The organism is Endobacterium panacihumi, from assembly GCF_050847465.1.
Lineage (GTDB): Bacteria > Pseudomonadota > Alphaproteobacteria > Rhizobiales > Rhizobiaceae > Neorhizobium > Neorhizobium panacihumi.
The window spans coordinates 192,749-209,070 of the sequence record NZ_JBOZRA010000007.1; the positions used below are offsets into that span (position 1 = coordinate 192,749).

General features: G+C 58.8%; 14 protein-coding genes. 6 read left to right on the forward strand and 8 right to left on the reverse strand.

The window, feature by feature from the left end:
• Position 1: 1 nt before the first annotated feature.
• Positions 2-940 (forward strand): ABC transporter substrate-binding protein, encoded by a 939-nt coding sequence (locus ACRQ1B_RS24420; protein WP_432296726.1) that lies wholly within the window; start codon positions 2-4, stop codon positions 938-940.
• Between the two features lie 123 nt (positions 941-1,063).
• The gene (locus ACRQ1B_RS24425) at positions 1,064-2,020 is read left to right on the forward strand and encodes an ABC transporter substrate-binding protein (protein ID WP_432296805.1); all 957 of its coding nucleotides are present in this window, start codon (positions 1,064-1,066) and stop codon (positions 2,018-2,020) included.
• A 10-nt stretch (positions 2,021-2,030) separates the two neighbouring features.
• On the opposite strand, the gene ACRQ1B_RS24430 is transcribed toward ACRQ1B_RS24425, so the two are convergent.
• From ACRQ1B_RS24430 to ACRQ1B_RS24465, 8 genes are all read right to left on the reverse strand, one after another.
• Entirely contained in the window at positions 2,031-2,612 is a 582-nt protein-coding gene (locus ACRQ1B_RS24430; protein ID WP_432296727.1) for a nucleotidyltransferase family protein, read from the reverse strand.
• 90 nt (positions 2,613-2,702) lie between these two features.
• Positions 2,703-4,418, reverse strand: coding sequence for an ABC transporter ATP-binding protein (locus ACRQ1B_RS24435; protein WP_432296728.1), 1,716 nt, complete (start codon positions 4,416-4,418; stop codon positions 2,703-2,705).
• Positions 4,415-5,371 (reverse strand): ABC transporter permease, encoded by a 957-nt coding sequence (locus ACRQ1B_RS24440; protein WP_432296729.1) that lies wholly within the window; start codon positions 5,369-5,371, stop codon positions 4,415-4,417. The genes ACRQ1B_RS24435 and ACRQ1B_RS24440 overlap by 4 nt, the downstream gene beginning before the upstream one ends.
• A 1-nt stretch (position 5,372) precedes the next feature.
• Positions 5,373-6,356, reverse strand: a complete 984-nt coding sequence (locus tag ACRQ1B_RS24445; RefSeq protein WP_432296730.1) for an ABC transporter permease — start codon at positions 6,354-6,356, stop codon at positions 5,373-5,375.
• Positions 6,357-6,416: 60 nt separating this feature from the next.
• On the reverse strand, positions 6,417-8,003 hold the full coding sequence (locus ACRQ1B_RS24450; RefSeq protein WP_432296731.1) for an ABC transporter substrate-binding protein: 1,587 nt from the start codon (positions 8,001-8,003) through the stop codon (positions 6,417-6,419).
• A gap of 205 nt (positions 8,004-8,208) precedes the next feature.
• Complete coding sequence (locus ACRQ1B_RS24455) at positions 8,209-8,394, reverse strand: hypothetical protein (RefSeq protein WP_432296732.1); 186 nt, start codon at positions 8,392-8,394, stop codon at positions 8,209-8,211.
• Positions 8,391-8,966 (reverse strand): LLM class flavin-dependent oxidoreductase, encoded by a 576-nt coding sequence (locus ACRQ1B_RS24460; RefSeq protein WP_432296733.1) that lies wholly within the window; start codon positions 8,964-8,966, stop codon positions 8,391-8,393. The genes ACRQ1B_RS24455 and ACRQ1B_RS24460 overlap by 4 nt, the downstream gene beginning before the upstream one ends.
• 298 nt (positions 8,967-9,264) lie before the next feature.
• The gene (locus tag ACRQ1B_RS24465; protein WP_432296734.1) at positions 9,265-10,107 is read right to left on the reverse strand and encodes an alpha/beta fold hydrolase; all 843 of its coding nucleotides are present in this window, start codon (positions 10,105-10,107) and stop codon (positions 9,265-9,267) included.
• A 265-nt stretch (positions 10,108-10,372) separates the two neighbouring features.
• Between ACRQ1B_RS24465 and ACRQ1B_RS24470 the strand changes: the two genes are divergently transcribed.
• The 4 genes from ACRQ1B_RS24470 to ACRQ1B_RS24485 all read left to right on the forward strand — a co-directional run bounded on the left by ACRQ1B_RS24470 (position 10,373) and on the right by ACRQ1B_RS24485 (position 16,149).
• Entirely contained in the window at positions 10,373-11,365 is a 993-nt protein-coding gene (locus ACRQ1B_RS24470) for a GlxA family transcriptional regulator (protein WP_432296735.1), read from the forward strand.
• 1,164 nt (positions 11,366-12,529) lie between these two features.
• Positions 12,530-13,252, forward strand: coding sequence for a response regulator (locus tag ACRQ1B_RS24475; RefSeq protein ID WP_432296736.1), 723 nt, complete (start codon positions 12,530-12,532; stop codon positions 13,250-13,252).
• A 4-nt stretch (positions 13,253-13,256) separates the two neighbouring features.
• The gene (locus ACRQ1B_RS24480; RefSeq protein ID WP_432296737.1) at positions 13,257-14,618 is read left to right on the forward strand and encodes a sensor histidine kinase; all 1,362 of its coding nucleotides are present in this window, start codon (positions 13,257-13,259) and stop codon (positions 14,616-14,618) included.
• Positions 14,619-15,012: 394 nt separating this feature from the next.
• Positions 15,013-16,149, forward strand: a complete 1,137-nt coding sequence (locus tag ACRQ1B_RS24485; protein WP_432296738.1) for a porin — start codon at positions 15,013-15,015, stop codon at positions 16,147-16,149.
• The last annotated feature ends 173 nt before the right edge of the window (positions 16,150-16,322 follow it).

Consider the following 16,322-nt stretch of genomic DNA (forward strand, 5'->3'; position numbering starts at 1 on the left):
AATGTCTTACAGAACACGACTTCTCAGCATTGCCGCCGGCGGCCTCCTATCGCTTTCGGCGGCGCTGGCCTCGATTGCGCTGGCGCAGACGCCCGATCTCTCGCCGGAACAGAAAGACCGCGTCCGCGTCGAAAAGGTCGAGGCCGCAGCCAAGCTGGTCCCCGCCGATTTCAAATTCGTGACGCCCGGGAAACTGACAGTCGCCTCCATCCCCGGCCGCCTGCCGTTCGCGGTTTATGCGGATGACAACAAGACGCCGGTCGGCAGCGAACCGGATATCGCGCAACTGGTCGCCGACAGTCTTGGGCTGGAGCTGGAACTGGTACCGATCGCCTGGGCCGACTGGCCGCTCGGCGTCACCTCGGGTCGTTTCGATGCGGCGATCCACAACATCACCGTTACCGAGGAGCGCAAGCAGAAATTCGATTTCTCGACCTACCGCACCGATCTGATCGGTTTTTACGTGCCGCTCAACAGCAAGGTTCAGAGCATTTCCAAGCCGGAAGACGTCGCCGGCCTGAAAGTGATCGTCTCTTCCGGCACCAACCAGGAACAGATCCTGCTGCGCTGGATCGAGGCCAACAAGGCCAAGGGTCTCGCTCCGAGCGAAGTGCAGTATTACGACGATGAGGCCGTGCTCGACGTGGCGCTGCAGTCCGGTCGCGCCGATGCCTATCTCGGCCCGAACGCCACTTCGGCATTCAAGGCTGCCCAGGAACAGAAGACGAGGCAGGTCGGCACCTTCTCGGGCGGCTGGCCGGAAACGGCGGAAATCGCCGTGGCCACCAGGAAGGGGGCCGGGCTTGCGGAAGCGATCACCACAGCGCTGAACGCCCAGATCGAGAACGGCAATTACGGCAAGGCACTGTCACGGTGGAACCTGTCTGCGGAGGCGATCAAGCAATCGCGAACCAACCCGCAGGGTCTGCCCAAGAGCTGATCCCGCAACTTTGATCTCAAGGTTGCTGATGTGTCGGGGGACGCAGCAGCCGGGGGCGCGGGCAATCCTCCCGTCCGCGCCTCCCTTCCCGTCAACCGGACGAACGCTATGAGTACCAAAGCCATGAACATTATCGAAAAACTCGGTCGCGTGATCAGCGTCGGCCTGCTCAGCCTGCCGCTTTTTGCGCTGCCTCCGGCCTACCAACAGGCACTGGCTGCGGGCGACATATTCGATCTTTCCCCTGAACAGCCCGGCCGCGTGCGAGTGGAGAAGGATGCAGAGGCAATTGCGGCACTGCCGAAGGATTTCAAGTTCACCAGCCCCGGCAAATTCACCGTCGCGGTTTCCACCGGCGGGCCGCCGCTCGCCACCTATGCCACCGATGCGAAAACGGTCGTCGGTGCCGATCCCGATTACGCGCTGGCGATTGCCGACAGTATCGGCCTTGAACTCGAACTGGTGCCGGTCGCCTGGGCCGACTGGCCGCTCGGGCTGGTCTCGGGCAAATACGACGCGGTGATCTCCAATGTCGGCGTTACCGAACTGCGCAAGGAAAAATTCGACTTTTCCACCTATCGGCAGGGCCTGCACGGTTTCTTCGTCAAGGCCGATAGCAAGATCAAGAATATCCGCGAACCGAAGGATGCGGCGGGGCTGCGCATCACGGTTGGCGCCAGCACCGATCAGGAACGCATCCTGCTCAAATGGAGCGATGAAAACGTTGCCGCCGGCCTGAAGCCTATCGAGCTGCAATATCACGACGATGACGCGGCGCGGGTCATCGCGCTCCAGTCGGGTCGCGTCGATGTCATCGTCCAGCCGCATGCGCAACTCGTTTATATCGCTGCCCGCGACAAGAACATAAAACGCGTGGGCACACTCTCCGCCGGTTGGCCGGAGCGGTCGGACGTAGCGATCACCACCCGCAAGGGATCGGGTCTTGCAGACGCGCTGACGCTTGCGACCAACAATCTCATCAAGTCCGGCGCCTATAAAAAGATCCTCGAACGCTGGCAGCTTCAGGAAGAGGCGCTGCCGGAATCGCGTACCAATCCGCCCGGGCTTCCAAAGAGCTGAGCGGCGGGTTTCACGATTGATCCCATGAAATGACCGCTAGGTCAGGCCAGCGCGCAAGCCATTTCGAGGATTTTGCCCCATAGATCTCACGCGTGATTTGCTTCTTGTTTGCTCGAACAATACCAGCGAGAAGATCGTCAAGGCCGAATGGCGCGCATATCTCTGCCTCACGTCCCGCAGGGCGCATGCCGATTGCCGTTGCGGTCGTTGGAAAAGTGTCGATGGCATCCATTGCAGAGCGATAGGGAGCTATCGAATAGCCGAATTTGGCTTCGTACCAGAGGTGGACGCGCGCTTCATTTTTCACATCAATCCAGGTCGGAAGATTCGGAAACAAACCTCGAATACGCTTCGCCTGCTCTTCCTCGCTTTGCTGGCTCAGATCATTCGGGTCGAAGTAGACCAGATCGATATCCGATACTCCATATTCCGCATTGAACCCAAAACGCGCATTCCATACCGTTTGCGCGAGACAGCCGGCAACCAGCCAACAGTCGGGTAGATCGAGCCGCTCCCAGCCGTCCCAGACAGCGTGAATCGCGGAGTTCGTCAACACAGAGGCTTCAAAGTGGGTGAGGTCAATCGTATGCATATTTCACCCGTCGCGTCATTTTCTGTGATGGCTCCAAATCTTGAAGTTCCAATACTCGTTAGCAAGCAGTTTGCGGCGGACTTACACCCGTCATCCAGCCTCTAACGGGAGCGTTTCCTCGCCCCCGATAGTCGTCAAAACGCAACGCTGGCCCGCCTCTCTGTGCCGAAAAATCTCGCTAATATCCGGCGCGGCGGCAAGGAGCATTTTCGTATAGGCATGCTCGGGCCGCTCGAACACCTGCTCGACCGGGCCTTCCTCGACAAGCACGCCTCCCTTCAGCACGCCGACCCGGTCCGCCATCCGGCGGACCACGGCAAGGTTGTGGCTGATCAGTAGGTAGGTGAGGTCGAACTCCGCCTGCAGGCTCGCCATCAGGTCAAGCACCTGCGCTTGAACCGAAACGTCGAGAGCGGAGGTCGGCTCGTCGCAGACGATGAAACGCGGACGGCTGGACAGCGCCCGTGCAATGGCGATCCTCTGCCGCTGGCCGCCGGAAAATTCGTGCGGATAACGATGGCGCGCGCCCGGATCGAGCCGCACGCGTTCCAGCAATTCGCTGACCTGACGGTCGATCTCGGCGCTGCTGCGCACCAAGCCGAGCCGGCGTATCGGTTCGGCGATGATGTCGCCGACCTGCCAGCGCGGATTGAGGCTGGCATAGGGATCCTGAAAGATCATCTGCACGGCGCCATTGCGCGCCGGTCCATCGCCGGCCCACACCGCCTTGCCTGCAACGGCTACCTTTCCGGATTGGGCGCGCAGCAGGCCCACGACGATGCGCGCAAGCGTCGATTTCCCCGATCCGGATTCCCCTACGAGAGCAAATGTCTGGCCTTCGCCGACCGAGAAGCTCACATCGTTGACCGCCGTGATGCTGCGGATTGGCGAAAGGCGTCTCAGCAACGGCCAGGAAAAACCGCCCGGCAGTGCAAAATCCCGGCGGATGTTTTCGATACGCACCAGTTCGCCGGCCTGCGGTCGCGGCGGTCGTGTGCTCTTGCTGTGGATCGAAGGAATGGCGGCGATGAGGGTGCGGGTGTAATCCTCCCGTGGGTGGCACACGACCTGCGCGACAGGGCCCGTTTCGACGATGCGGCCTTGGTTCATGACCACGATGCGGTCGGCGATTTCGGCAACCACACCCATGTCATGGGTGATCAGCAGCACGGCAAGCCCGCGCTTTTCGCAGAGCGACTTGAGAAGGGCCACGATCTGCGCCTGAACCGAGACGTCGAGCGCGGAGGTCGGCTCGTCTGCGATCAGCAGTTCCGGGTCGGCGGCAATGGCAAGAGCGATCACGACGCGCTGGCGCATTCCACCGGAAAACTGGTGCGGATAGGCATCCACCCGCCGCTCCGCTTCGGTTATGCCGACCTCGCGCAACAGGTCTATCGCGCGGCGGCGGGCGGCCTTCGCATCGAGCGGCAGGTGGCGGCGAATGGTTTCAATGAGCTGGCGGCCGACCGTATAAAGCGGGTTGAGGCTGACCAGCGGGTCCTGGAAAACCGTGCCGATGCGCCGGCCGCGTATCGTGCGCAATGCAGGCTCGGAAAGGCCGTCGATGCGTTTTCCGCTCAGAAAGATCTCGCCGGATGCGATCCGGCCGGGACGATCGATCAGGCCGGTCACGGCCGCGCCGGTCATCGACTTCCCGGCACCGGATTCGCCGATCACACCGAGGACTTCGCCGCGCGCAATGTCGAGCGAGATGTCGTCGACGGCTGTGAATGTGCCGTCACCGGTCGGGAATTCCACCGTCAGGTTTCGGATGGAGAGGACGGGAGGATGGTCAGGTTTCGTCATCGGCGGCCGTCCCGGAGGCGAGGGTTGAGCGCATCGCGCAGGCGGTCGCCGAGCAGGTTCACCGACAACGCGAGCAGGACGAGCGTTGCGGCCGGGAAACCGAGGATCCACCATTCACCGGAAAACAGGAATTGTTGGCCGATGCGGATCAGCGTTCCGAGCGAGGGCCGTGTGGGTGGCACGCCGACACCGAGATAAGAGAGGGTAGCTTCCTCGATCACGGCCAGCGCAAGTCCGATGGTCGCGATGACGAGAACGGGGCCTGCAAGGTTTGGAAGAATATGGGTAACGAGGATGCGGGCCGGCGAGACGCCGATCAACCGGGCAGCCGCGACATAATCCCTGCGCTTTTCGACCAGCGTCGCACCGCGCACCGTGCGGGCAAACTGGGGCCAGTTGGAAAAGCCGATGGCGAAGATAAGGATCCACACCGCCGCACTTTCCTGCTGCGCTGCCGGCACCAGACCTTGCGCGATGCCGAAGACCAGGAGCGCGATCAAAATGGTGGGAAAGGTGAGCTGCGCATCAGCGACGCGCATGATGATCGCGTCCGTCACACCGCCGGCATAACCGCTGACCAGGCCCGCAGTCACACCGATCGCCAGCGACAGGAAGGTGGCGGCGAAGGCAACGGTGAGCGAGACGCGGCTACCATAGAGGATGGAGGAGAACACGTCGCGGCCCTGGTTGTCTGTGCCGAAAACGAAGGTGTTTCCGGTAAAGGCGCTCGGCTCCAGCGGCGGCGTCATGCCGTCGAGAAGATCGAGTGTTGCCGGGTCGAACGGGTCATGGGGCGCGATCAACGGCGCAAGGACAGCCGCCAGCATCAGGCCGAGAGCGAGCGAGAGGGCGAGCCAGGTGACGATCCCCAGTTTTGGCCGTTTTCGAACGGATGATTTGTGTGCCGACGGGGCTGGCGAGGGAGAGACGGGGAGTTCCGTATCGATGGCCATGTCATGTTTCCCCGCCGTTATGGCCGACACGCAGGCGCGGATCCACGGCGTAATAAAGAATATCAACGATGAGATTGATGAAAACGAAGAGCAGCGCGATGAAGACGAGATAGGCCGCCATGACGGGCACGTCCACCGACTGCACGGAATTGATGAACAGCGAGCCGACGCCTGGCCACTGGAACACGGTTTCCGTGACCACGGCGAAGGCGATGACCGAGCCGAGCTGCAGACCGGCAACGGTGATGACCGGAACGAGCGTGTTTTTCAGTGCATGGCCGAAATGGATGCTGCGTTGTGGCAGGCCGCGGGCACGGGCAAACCGGATGTAATCCTGCCTCAGCACTTCCAGCATTTCGGCACGGATCAGCCGCATCAGCAGCGTCGTCTGGAAAAGCGACAGGGTGATGGCCGGCAGGATGATGGAGCGCCAGCCGGACAGGGTGAGCAGCCCGGTCGTCCACCAGCCGATCTTCACCGTCTCTCCCCTGCCGAAGGATGGCAGCCAGCCAAGTTCGACGGAAAAGACATAGATGAGGCCGATGCCGATCAGGAAGGTGGGGAGCGACACGCCCACCAGCGAAGCGGTCATGATGAAATGGGTGAGCGGGCTTTCGGGCTTCAGCGCGCAGTGGATGCCCAGCACGCCGCCCAGCACCAGCGCCAGCGTCGCGGAGGCGAATGCCAGTTCCAGGGTTGCCGGCAGGCGTTCGGCGATCATGCGCGTTACGGGTTCCTGCTGCTTGTAGGAAATGCCGAAATCGCCGCTCAGGCCACGCTGGACGAAGGAGGCAAACTGGACGGCCACCGGCCGGTCCAGCCCAAGCCGCTGCATCATCACTTCGCGGTCTTCCAGCCTGGTTTCCTGGCTCGCCAGCGATTCCAGCGGATCGCCGACAAAGCGGATGACGATGAAGGCGATGAGCGCCACCGCCAGCATCACCAGTATCGATTGGAATATGCGTCTGAGAATGAAACCTGTCATGCGATCATCCGGACGGGACAGGATGTCGCCATCCTGTCCCGATCCCGCCTTGTCCTGTTTTTATTCGCTTATCGTCACGCGACCGAGTTTCGGGGATGCATCCGGCGGCACTTCGAGGTCGATATTGTCTCGCACGGCCCAGGTGGTGATCTGGTTGTGAAGCGGCAGGTAGATGGCCTCGGCCTTCACCTGTTTCCACAGTGCGGCAATGGTGGCGTCGCGCTTTGCAACGTCCGTCTCTGCTCCGAGCGACTCGATCTTCGCATCGACCTCGGCGTTCGAATAATAGGTCGGATTATAGGCGCCGTAGCGGCCTTCCCGCGTGTGAACCAAGTCGTTGAAATTATAGGCGCTGTCGAATGTCGGCACGCCCCAGCCGTAGAGGAAGAAGTCGGTCTTGCGCTCGGTCAGCAGCGGGGAATGCTGGGCGAACGGGCGCGAGGCGAGCGTGACTTTCACGCCGATGCGTCCGAGAAAACCGACGACGGCCTGCGAAATCGCCTCGTCATTGACATAGCGGTTGTTGGGCGTGTCGAGCGTGATTGTGAACCCTTCGGGATAACCTGCCTCGGCCAGTAGCGCCTTGGCCTTGGTGACATCCGCCTTGTTGTAGGCGTTGAGTTCTTCTGACCAGCCATGCACGAAGGGCGGTACGATGATGCCTGTCGGAATGGAGTTTCCGCGCAGCACGACCTTGTTCAGCGCGTCGCGATCGATCGCGAGATCGAAGGCCTGCCGTACCCGCACGTCGTGCAGCGGGTTCTTGTCCTTGATGTTTGAGGAGGTGAGCGGTGCTTCGTCCTGCCTGTAGCCGAGGAAGATCGAGCGGTTTTCCGGGCCGCTGATGATCTTGATCCCGGCGGTTTTCTTCAACCGTTCGATATCCTGAACCGGCACGTCCTGTACGAAATCAACCTCGCCGGATAGAAGTGCCGCAACCCGCGTGGCGGAATCGGCGATCGGGGTGTAAACGATCTGCGTGACGTCCGGCTTGTGATTTTCCCAATGCTTGTCGAATGCGTCGAGCACCGTGCGCACCCCGACTTCACGGGACTTGAGAACATAAGGGCCGCTGCCATTGGTGTTGCGAACGGCGTGATTGTCCTTGCCAGCCGCATAATCCTGCACGTCCACGACATTGTTCTTTTCGGCCCAGCCCTTGTCGAGGATATAGGTGCCCGTCAGGTTGTTCGGGTAGATAAGGTTCGGGGCGCGAAGCTTGACCGCGACCGTCAGGTCATCGACCGCCGTGACGTCGACCACATCGGCGTGAAGCTGCCGAAGGTTCGATTTTTCAGAGCGGGCCCGGTTGAGGGAAAAAACGACGTCTTCGGCGGTCAGGTCTGCACCGTCATGGAATTTCACGCCCTTACGCAGGGTGAACAGCCAGGTCGACGGATCGCCGTCTTTCACCTTCCATTCGGTCGCGATACGCGGGATCAGGCTACCCTTTGCATCGCGCCAGACGAGGCTTTCATAAATGTGGTTGAGGATCGCGTGGGTCACGCCGTCGTTTTGCGCGTGCGGGTCGAGCGTCAATGCATCGGACGCGCGGGTCCAGCGAACGGTCGCCGCGTCGGCGGCCAATGTCGTGACCGAAAGGGACAATAGTGCCGCGGCAAAACCCGCAATATGGGCAGTTTTCATACAGGATCTCCGTATCCTTTCGAGCTGCGTGAAAAGCGCGCTCTTGCGTTGGTATGTATTCTAGTAAATCAGTAGCTTTTTTCGCGGGACAGAAAAAATCGTTGCGATTTTGCGATGTTTGGAGATTGTTTGCGCTGCGCCCGGGCCCGGAGATGTCATTTGTCCGCTTGGAGGACAGGCAGATGAGCTGCCCTCCATATCCGTGTCAGGCCGCGCTCCGCAGCCCAAGATTGCCGCTCAGCGTGCCGTGGGCGCAGTCCTTGCGGTAGACGCCCCATTCCTGCAGGTGGGGAGCGAAAACGAAACCGTCGGCAGCGTTTTCCTGAACATAGCGGTTGATCTCGCGCGCTACCGTTTCCGGCGTGCGCTGACGTGCCGTGACCTTGATCACCAGTTGGCGAATGCTGAGTTTTTCGCGTTCGGCGATTTCAGGCCATTTGCGGGCTGTCTCCAGCCGGTCATCAATGCGGTTTGCGCGGCCTTGGGCCAGAGCAGGCGAAGAAACTCGGGATCGACATCCGGCAACGGGCGTTTGGGATCATAAGCAGAAAGATCGCGGTTCCAGACCTGTTCCAGAAGCACGGTGGCGTTCTTCGGGCTCACCTGTTGCAGGCGAATGGCTCTCAGTTTTTCCTCCGCATCCGCCTGGCTGTCGCCCAGCGCAAAGGCAGCGCCCGGCAGGATCTTCAGGTCGTTCTCGCCGTGTCCATGCCGGGTCAATCTGTTCTTCACGTCGCGGTAGAAGGTCTGCCCTCCTGCCGGCGAGCCATGGCGGGAATAGATGAGATCGGCATGGCTTGCCGCCAGATTGCGCCCGGTGTCGGAAACGCCACCTACGCGATCACCGGCCCGCCTTGCGGGGAGGACGGCAGATCGGGGCGGCCCGCGATGCCGAAATGTTCTGAGTTCACCGCGAAGTCGCCACCTTGCCAGATGGTTCACGCCGCTTCGATGAGCTCGCATGCGCGCTCATAACGTTCGGCAAAGGGAAGGTGATCGCCGCGGGGGAAATTCGCGCCGGTAAAGGCGCCGGGCGAGGTGACCACGTTCCAGCCTGCGCGACCTCCCGAAGTGGTTCGAGACGTTCGCGCAGGGTTGATGCCTGACGCGTCTGCCCGATACCGGCAGCCCGCAGCGCCGAAAGGATAGCGATCCCCTGCTTTTCGGTTCATAATAACTGGGCCAAAGGTTCGATCTTCATTGAGACCTCGATCTTAGACGACCGTCGCAGTTCGTTGCGACGGTCGTCCGATTCTGAACTTCAGCTTCGGACAAATGCCAGAATATCGGCGTTCAGCACATCGGCATTGACCGTGAGCATGCCATGCGAGAAGCCGGGATAGGTCTTTAGCGTGGCGTTCTTCAGAAGCTTGGCAGACTTCAGTGCCGAATCTGCGATCGGAACGATCTGGTCGTCTTCCCCGTGAAGCACCAGCGTCGGCACGGTGATCGCCTTGAGGTCTTCGGTCTGGTCGGTTTCGGAAAACGCCTTGATGCCGTCATAATGGGCCTTTGCGCCGCCCATCATGCCTTGACGCCACCAATTCTGGATCACGCCTTCCTGCACCTTGGCGCCGTCACGGTTGAAGCCGTAGAACGGACCGGCCGGCACATCACGGAAGAACTGGGCGCGATTGGCCGCGAGTGCCGAGCGGAAGCCGTCAAAGACTGCCATCGGCAGGCCTTCAGGATTGGTTTCGGTCTTCAGCATCAGCGGCGGAACCGCAGAGACGAGGACGGCCTTGGCGACGCGGCCAGAAGGCTGGCCATGCTTGGCAACATAACGGGCGACTTCACCACCACCTGTGGAGTGACCGATATGGACGGCATTCTTCAGGTCAAGATGCTCGGCGACTGCGAAGGCATCGGCAGCATAATGGTCCATGTCATGACCTTCGGCCACCTGCGCCGAGCGACCATGCCCACGACGGTCATGGGCAACGACGCGATAACCCTTGGAGAGGAAAAACAACATCTGCGCATCCCAGTCATCCGATGACAGCGGCCAGCCATGATGGAAAACGATCGGCTGCGCGTCCTTCGGACCCCAGTCCTTGTAGAAGATTTCGACGCCGTCCTTGGTGGTTACAGTGCTCGTAGTCATTTGCGTTACTCCTTGTGTTGTCGAGGAAATGGAATCTTTCGCGATTGCCGGCATTTGCATTCCTGCCAGTGAGATGGCAGCCCCTCCGCCGATCAGTACTCTGCGTCGTGTAGTCCAAGGGCCGGAGCCCTCTTTAGACGTAGTCATTATCGTTCCTTTCTGAGGGCAAATCGCCTTGTGTTGGCTTCGATGTGGACAGATGTAGTGAGTTCCGGCATGTCATTGGCGTGTCTGAAATGACTTTAAGCATGCTGAAAGTGACAAAATGGATCGTGACGTTGACCTCGTGTCTGAAATCGGGCTCCTCATCTATCCGGATTGCCAATTATCGGCCGTCTACGGGCTGACGGACCTATTCCGTATCGCCAGCCAATGGATACCGCAGCAATCCAAGGTCTTGCGAGCGATCCGAGTTTCTCACTGGCAGGCCACCGATAACGATATCGTCTGTGTATGGGACAGCCATCCCGGACGACCGCATCGTCTTGGGCATGTCATCGCACCGCCAAGCATCATCATGCCTTCAGACATGAAGCCGATGCCGGCTGCGGCGGCCTGGATGGTGGAGCAGCATGGGGCGGGGGCGACGGTTTGCTCCGTCTGCGCCGGAGCCTTTGTTTTAGCCGAGACCGGCCTAATCGACGGACGAAAGGTGACGACGCATTGGGCTTTCAGTGACGAGCTGGCGGCGCGCTATCCCAAGATCGAACTTGCTGCAGAAAAGTTGTTGATCGACGACGGCGATGTCATGACCGCCGGCGGCATACTGGCTTGGTCGGACCTGGGGCTGACCCTGGTAGAGAGATTGATGGGGCTTGGCGTCATGCTTGCAACTGCTCGCTTCCTGTTGATCGACCCGCCTCGGCGCTATCAGAATCCGTATCGCAGCTTCATTCCCAAATTCGATCACGGCGACGCCGCAGTTCTGACCGTCCAGCATCACATTCATGCAAATGTTTCCGGCGCGCACGAGGTGCCGGAACTTGCTGCGCATGCCGGACTAACGGAACGCACATTTTTGCGGCGCTTCGCCAAAGCCACCGGGCTACGTCCCACAGAATATCTCCAACAGGCCAGGATCATGAAAGCGCGTGATGGCCTGGAAACCACAAATCAATCTGTCGAGCAGATCGCCTGGAGTGTCGGGTATTCCGACGTGACCGCGTTCCGTCGAGTGTTCCAGCGGCTTACGAGCCTTCCTCCGGGCCAATATCGCCACAGGTTTGGAACCACCCGGAGTGATGAGGCGCTCAGTTGAAACAGCATTCTTCGGCGTAGACATTCACAGATTACTACCGGGTTGAAATTCTCGGTGGAAACGCAGAGTCAGTTCTCAGTGGCAATCAACAGGCAGGGGCATTATCGCGCCCCTGCACCGAAAACAGCGTCGCATTGAATGCGTTGACGGTCGTTGCATTGCACGTTTTCGAAACGGCCCGCCAACCGAGATTATGCGTGTGCAGATTGCATCATTGAAGAAGTTCAACTGAAAATCACGATATTGAATCGTCTAAGTTACACTTCAGCTCGACGGTGCTGATAATCGAACGGATGCCATCCGCCCCCCAAGACACCATTCCCAAAATACGGCCCTCTCTCGTTTTACGAACGAAAAGGACTGATGCTTGCGAAGACGGTTTTCTCGATAACGGGCTAAAAACTTCTGTCTGAATATCGCGCCTCGTTTGAGCTGGTATTTGTAATGCGTCAAATGCATGGATTTCATTCCAGTACGGAACGGAATCGATCGTGAGATCGGCTCTCTGCACGGCTATGACATACCTGCTGCCTTGCTTGAGACGGAGCAATTTTATTCCATCAACGGAGGTCAATTCTATCACCTATTTCGATATAGAGCACGAACGCCGAAAACACGGCGTTCTCTTCTTTCACAACAGAACATTTTCTTTGGGATTAGCCCCGTAAAATGGCAGCTCGCAGGAAAATGGGTGTCGTGTTGCCGGCTGAAACACGCACCTGTGCGAGCTATGAGATGTGGTGTGGTGGCATTCAGTTGCCTTGGAAAAACAGAATCGATCGTTACGCGGTCCGGCTCGCCGCAGTGGCAGATACAGGCATAAGAGTTGCGCAGCTGGAGACTGTTGACTGGAGGTCAAATGATCGGGGAACCATTGCTCCAGCCGCGCTTCCATCGCCGCTCGCTCAAGAGGTGGATCTCTGTTCAGAGCTCACGGCAATTCATATCGTTCGACATCGCATTTCTCTCGAGTTTCTCCGTCCGCGGACGAATTCGCTTGAAGAAAATGTCTTCGATCGATGGCGTTTGAGTACCGGTGGTTTGTCGCCATTTTATCTTCGGAGAATGTTTTTTTGTATCGGTTGGTCACAGTAATCGCGGCCTGCGACATTCGGATACAATTTTTCTCGTGCGTTGCAACGCAGGATGGCATAAGCCGACAGAATGTCGGTTTCCTACAGCATTCTCATAGTCGATGATCATCCGGAGATCCGCGATGCCCTTCGACGTTATCTTGAAAAAGTCGGTATGCGCGCGACCGCCGTCGGTGGCGGCAAGGAGATGGACCGGGCGATGTCGGAACGAGATTTCGATCTCGTGATCCTCGATGTCATGATGCCCGGCGAAGATGGCCTGGCCATCTGTCATCGCTTGCGGGCCGTGAAGAAGATACCCATCCTGATGGTCAGCTCTCTCGGCGAGGAAACCGACCGTATCGTCGGTCTGGAACTCGGCGCGGACGATTACATCGTCAAGCCCTTCAATCCTCGGGAAGTCGTAGCCAGAATCAAAGCGATTCTGCGTCGTGTGGAAACGGCCGATGCGACCTCTACCGGGCCGACCGGCGGAAAGCTTTTTCGCTTCGTCAATTGGACGCTCAATGTCGACCGGCGCAGTCTTGTCGACAGCAATGGGTCCGACACGGTTTTGACATCGGCGGACTTTCGGCTGCTTGTCGCCTTTCTGGAAAGACCGAGGATCGTGCTGTCGAGAGATCGTCTGCTGGAGCTGACCAGCGGGCGAGATGCAGGCCCTTTCGACCGCGCTATCGACAACCAGGTCAGCCGGCTTCGCCGCAAGATCGAACCCGGCGCTGCCAGACCGGAAATCATCATTACCGTCAGAGGCGGCGGTTATTGTTTCGCGGCGGATGTGGCCAAGGAATGAGACCGTGAAGATCGGACTTGGTTACAAGGCCCGGGACCAGCTCATTCTTTTTCTGCTGGGCTTTCTCTATGTCGCTCAGTTTCTGGGCGTATCATTCCATACCAAGACCGAAGATACGCGTCTCATCCGGTTTAAGGCGAAGGATGTTGCCGACCGTCTGGTGCAGGCGGGTGTGTTGGCCGAAGCCAGCGCACCATCCGTCAGACAGTCGATTATTCGCTCGCTGTCATCGACCAATTTTAACCTGACGAGCGGTGGCACGCCCGGTGTTAAACCGCCCGACGGCCACTCCACCGATTTGAGTGAACACGTCACTGGCCAGCTGCAACTCGATCCCGCAAAAGATCTTCGGGTCGTGGCGGAAAAACAACCGGGAAAGCCCCTCTTGAGCGGTGGTTCGCTCTTCGGTGATGATCTTTACCTCGTTGCGGCATCGATACGTCTTAAAAGCGGAGAATGGCTCACGGCGCGCGACATCTTGCAGATTCGCAAGCCCTGGGCGCGTCTGGCCACCTCCATGCTTGCCACGTCTCTTATCGTTGTGACGGGCGTGCTGTTGCTGACGACGGGATTTGCCAGGCGCTTGCTTCGTCTGACTGCGGCAGCAGAAAAGCTTGGACGGGACAACGAACTGATACAGGTTCCGCTGGAGGGCCGACCCGAGCTTGCCAATCTGACACTGGCTTTTAACGCAATGGCGGAACGGTTGACACGGCTGTTGTCGGAGAGGGCGCATATACTGGCTGTTATCGGCCACGATCTCGGATCGCCGATTACGGCAATGCGCCTTCGAATAGAACTCCTGGACGATGACGAAACGAAGGAGCGGCTGACAGTCTGTCTCGATGAGATACAAAGCCTGGTTGCCGCGGCTCTCGCTCTGTCGAAAGGCGGCGATGCGACTGAAGTGCCCGCAGAGTTTCCGCTCGACGCCATGCTGCAAGATCTGGCTGATGAATTTCGGGAGACGGGTGTCGATGTTCTTCTCCTGAAAGCGGATAGGGTCAGGATGTATGGGCGGCAAGCGTCGCTGCGAAGGGCCATCCGCAACGTTATTGAAAACGCGGTGCGTTACGGCAATTGCGCACGTCTTTTCCTTTCGGTCCGCGGACATGATGTCGAGATCGTCGTCGAGGATGACGGGCCGGGCATTCCCTTTTCGGACAGGCAACGTGTATTCGAACCCTTTGTACGCCTGGAGCAATCGCGCGTGGGCGCGGTAAGCGGCAGCGGTCTTGGTTTGGCTCTTGCGAAAAAGGTTATGGAAGCTCATGGCGGCGTGATTCAGTTTCTCGACCCCGAGATCCGCGGAGCGCGCGTCATAATGCGGCTGCCTTACCGACAAGCGACCGTTCAGCCCGACTAAAATTCCTGGCTTTTGCTGCAGCAATCCCCGCGGGCCGCGTTGCGCGACAACGTCGCGACGGCCGGTCGTGCTTTTTTCCCTGTGGTGGAACGTGAAAACAATCTCGGCACCGACTCGAAGCCGCCAGCAGAATTGTCGCAATATTGTCGCGGACTAACGTCGGCTGACACCTGAAGATTACGCAGGAATACAGGCCGATATAAACCGCAGTTTTTGTGCCACACCCGCATCCCCGCCGGCGCGATTGCACGCCCACCCTCGGCTCTCACCGCTGTATCGGCGGATCTATGCTCGCCTAATCTCAGAGCCGCCGAACCGCCCCATTCGGCGTCCTGATCACTGCATGAATTCCGGATCACCCGGCTGATGCATATTGTCTTAAATGGAGATTTCAATGAAAATGAAGAGCCTGCTTCTTGGCTCCGCCGCGGCCCTTGCAACAGTATCCGCAGCCCAGGCGGCCGATGCCATCATTGCTGCCGAGCCGGAGCCGATGGAATATGTTCGCGTCTGCGATGCCTTCGGCACTGGTTATTTCTACATTCCCGGCACCGAAACCTGCCTGAAGATTGGCGGCTATGTTCGCATCCAGATCGATGGCCGTAGCGATGCTGATATCGACGGCCTAGGTAAAGTTCAGGATGGCGGCTATATGACCAAAACACGTGGTCAGCTCGTCATTGATGCAAAGTCCGATACGGAGTTCGGCACGCTCGCTTCCAAGATCACCCTGCGCGCGAACAACAACAGTAACGGCAATTCGGACTTTTATTTGGAAGACACCTACATCGAGCTCGGTGGTTTCCGAATCGGTCAGTTCTATAACTATTTCGATATTGGCGTGCCCGGCGAAACTGTTCTGGCAGATGGCGGGCCGATCGCAGGTTTTGGCGGTATCGGAGGTGTGCGTGACGGTCTTGGACTGGGTACGGATGGTTACATGGCTGGCGACACCCTCAACAATTCGGTACGGTACACGTTCGATAACGGCACGTTCCAGGCCTATATTCAGGGCGATGCTTTTAACTCGGAAGCGGGCTGGAAATACGACGACGACATCGAAGATACCGCTGATGAGGTCGGTATCAACGGCCTGATCGCCGGCAAGTTCGGAGGCGTCGCAATCGATCTGTTCGGCGCTTACGAATTCGATAACGAAGACGGCGTGCTTGCCTCGACGCTGACTGCCGAAATCGGCCCTGGGTCACTGGGTGTCTTTGGTGTTTATTCGTTTGGTCCTTCCCGTTATTGGGACTTCTCCGAATGGAGCATTGGTGCCGAATATGCCATCAAGGTAACGGACAAGTTCACCATCGCACCGGGCGCACAGTACTGGGACAAGATCCTCCCCGTTGACGGCGATTACGAAGGCGGTACCGCATGGCGTGTCGGTGTTACCGCCGACTACGAAGTCACCGAAAATCTGGCGGTGAAGGCAACCGTCAACTACACCGATGTCGATATCGACATGCTCGGCGTTGGTGATGGTGACCACTGGGATGGCTTCTTCCGCCTTCAGCGGTCTTTCTAAACCTACCCAGACCTTTTGATATTGGAAGCCCGGCTGCATGGTCGGGTTTCTATCGTTCAGTTCGTCGTTGTTTGAACAGCGCAGAGTTTTGCTGACTCACTCGCAGTGCCGACGTTCGGCTGGCTTCAACCGTCGCATAACTGTGTTCCGACCACATGCCTGGGCTATTGATC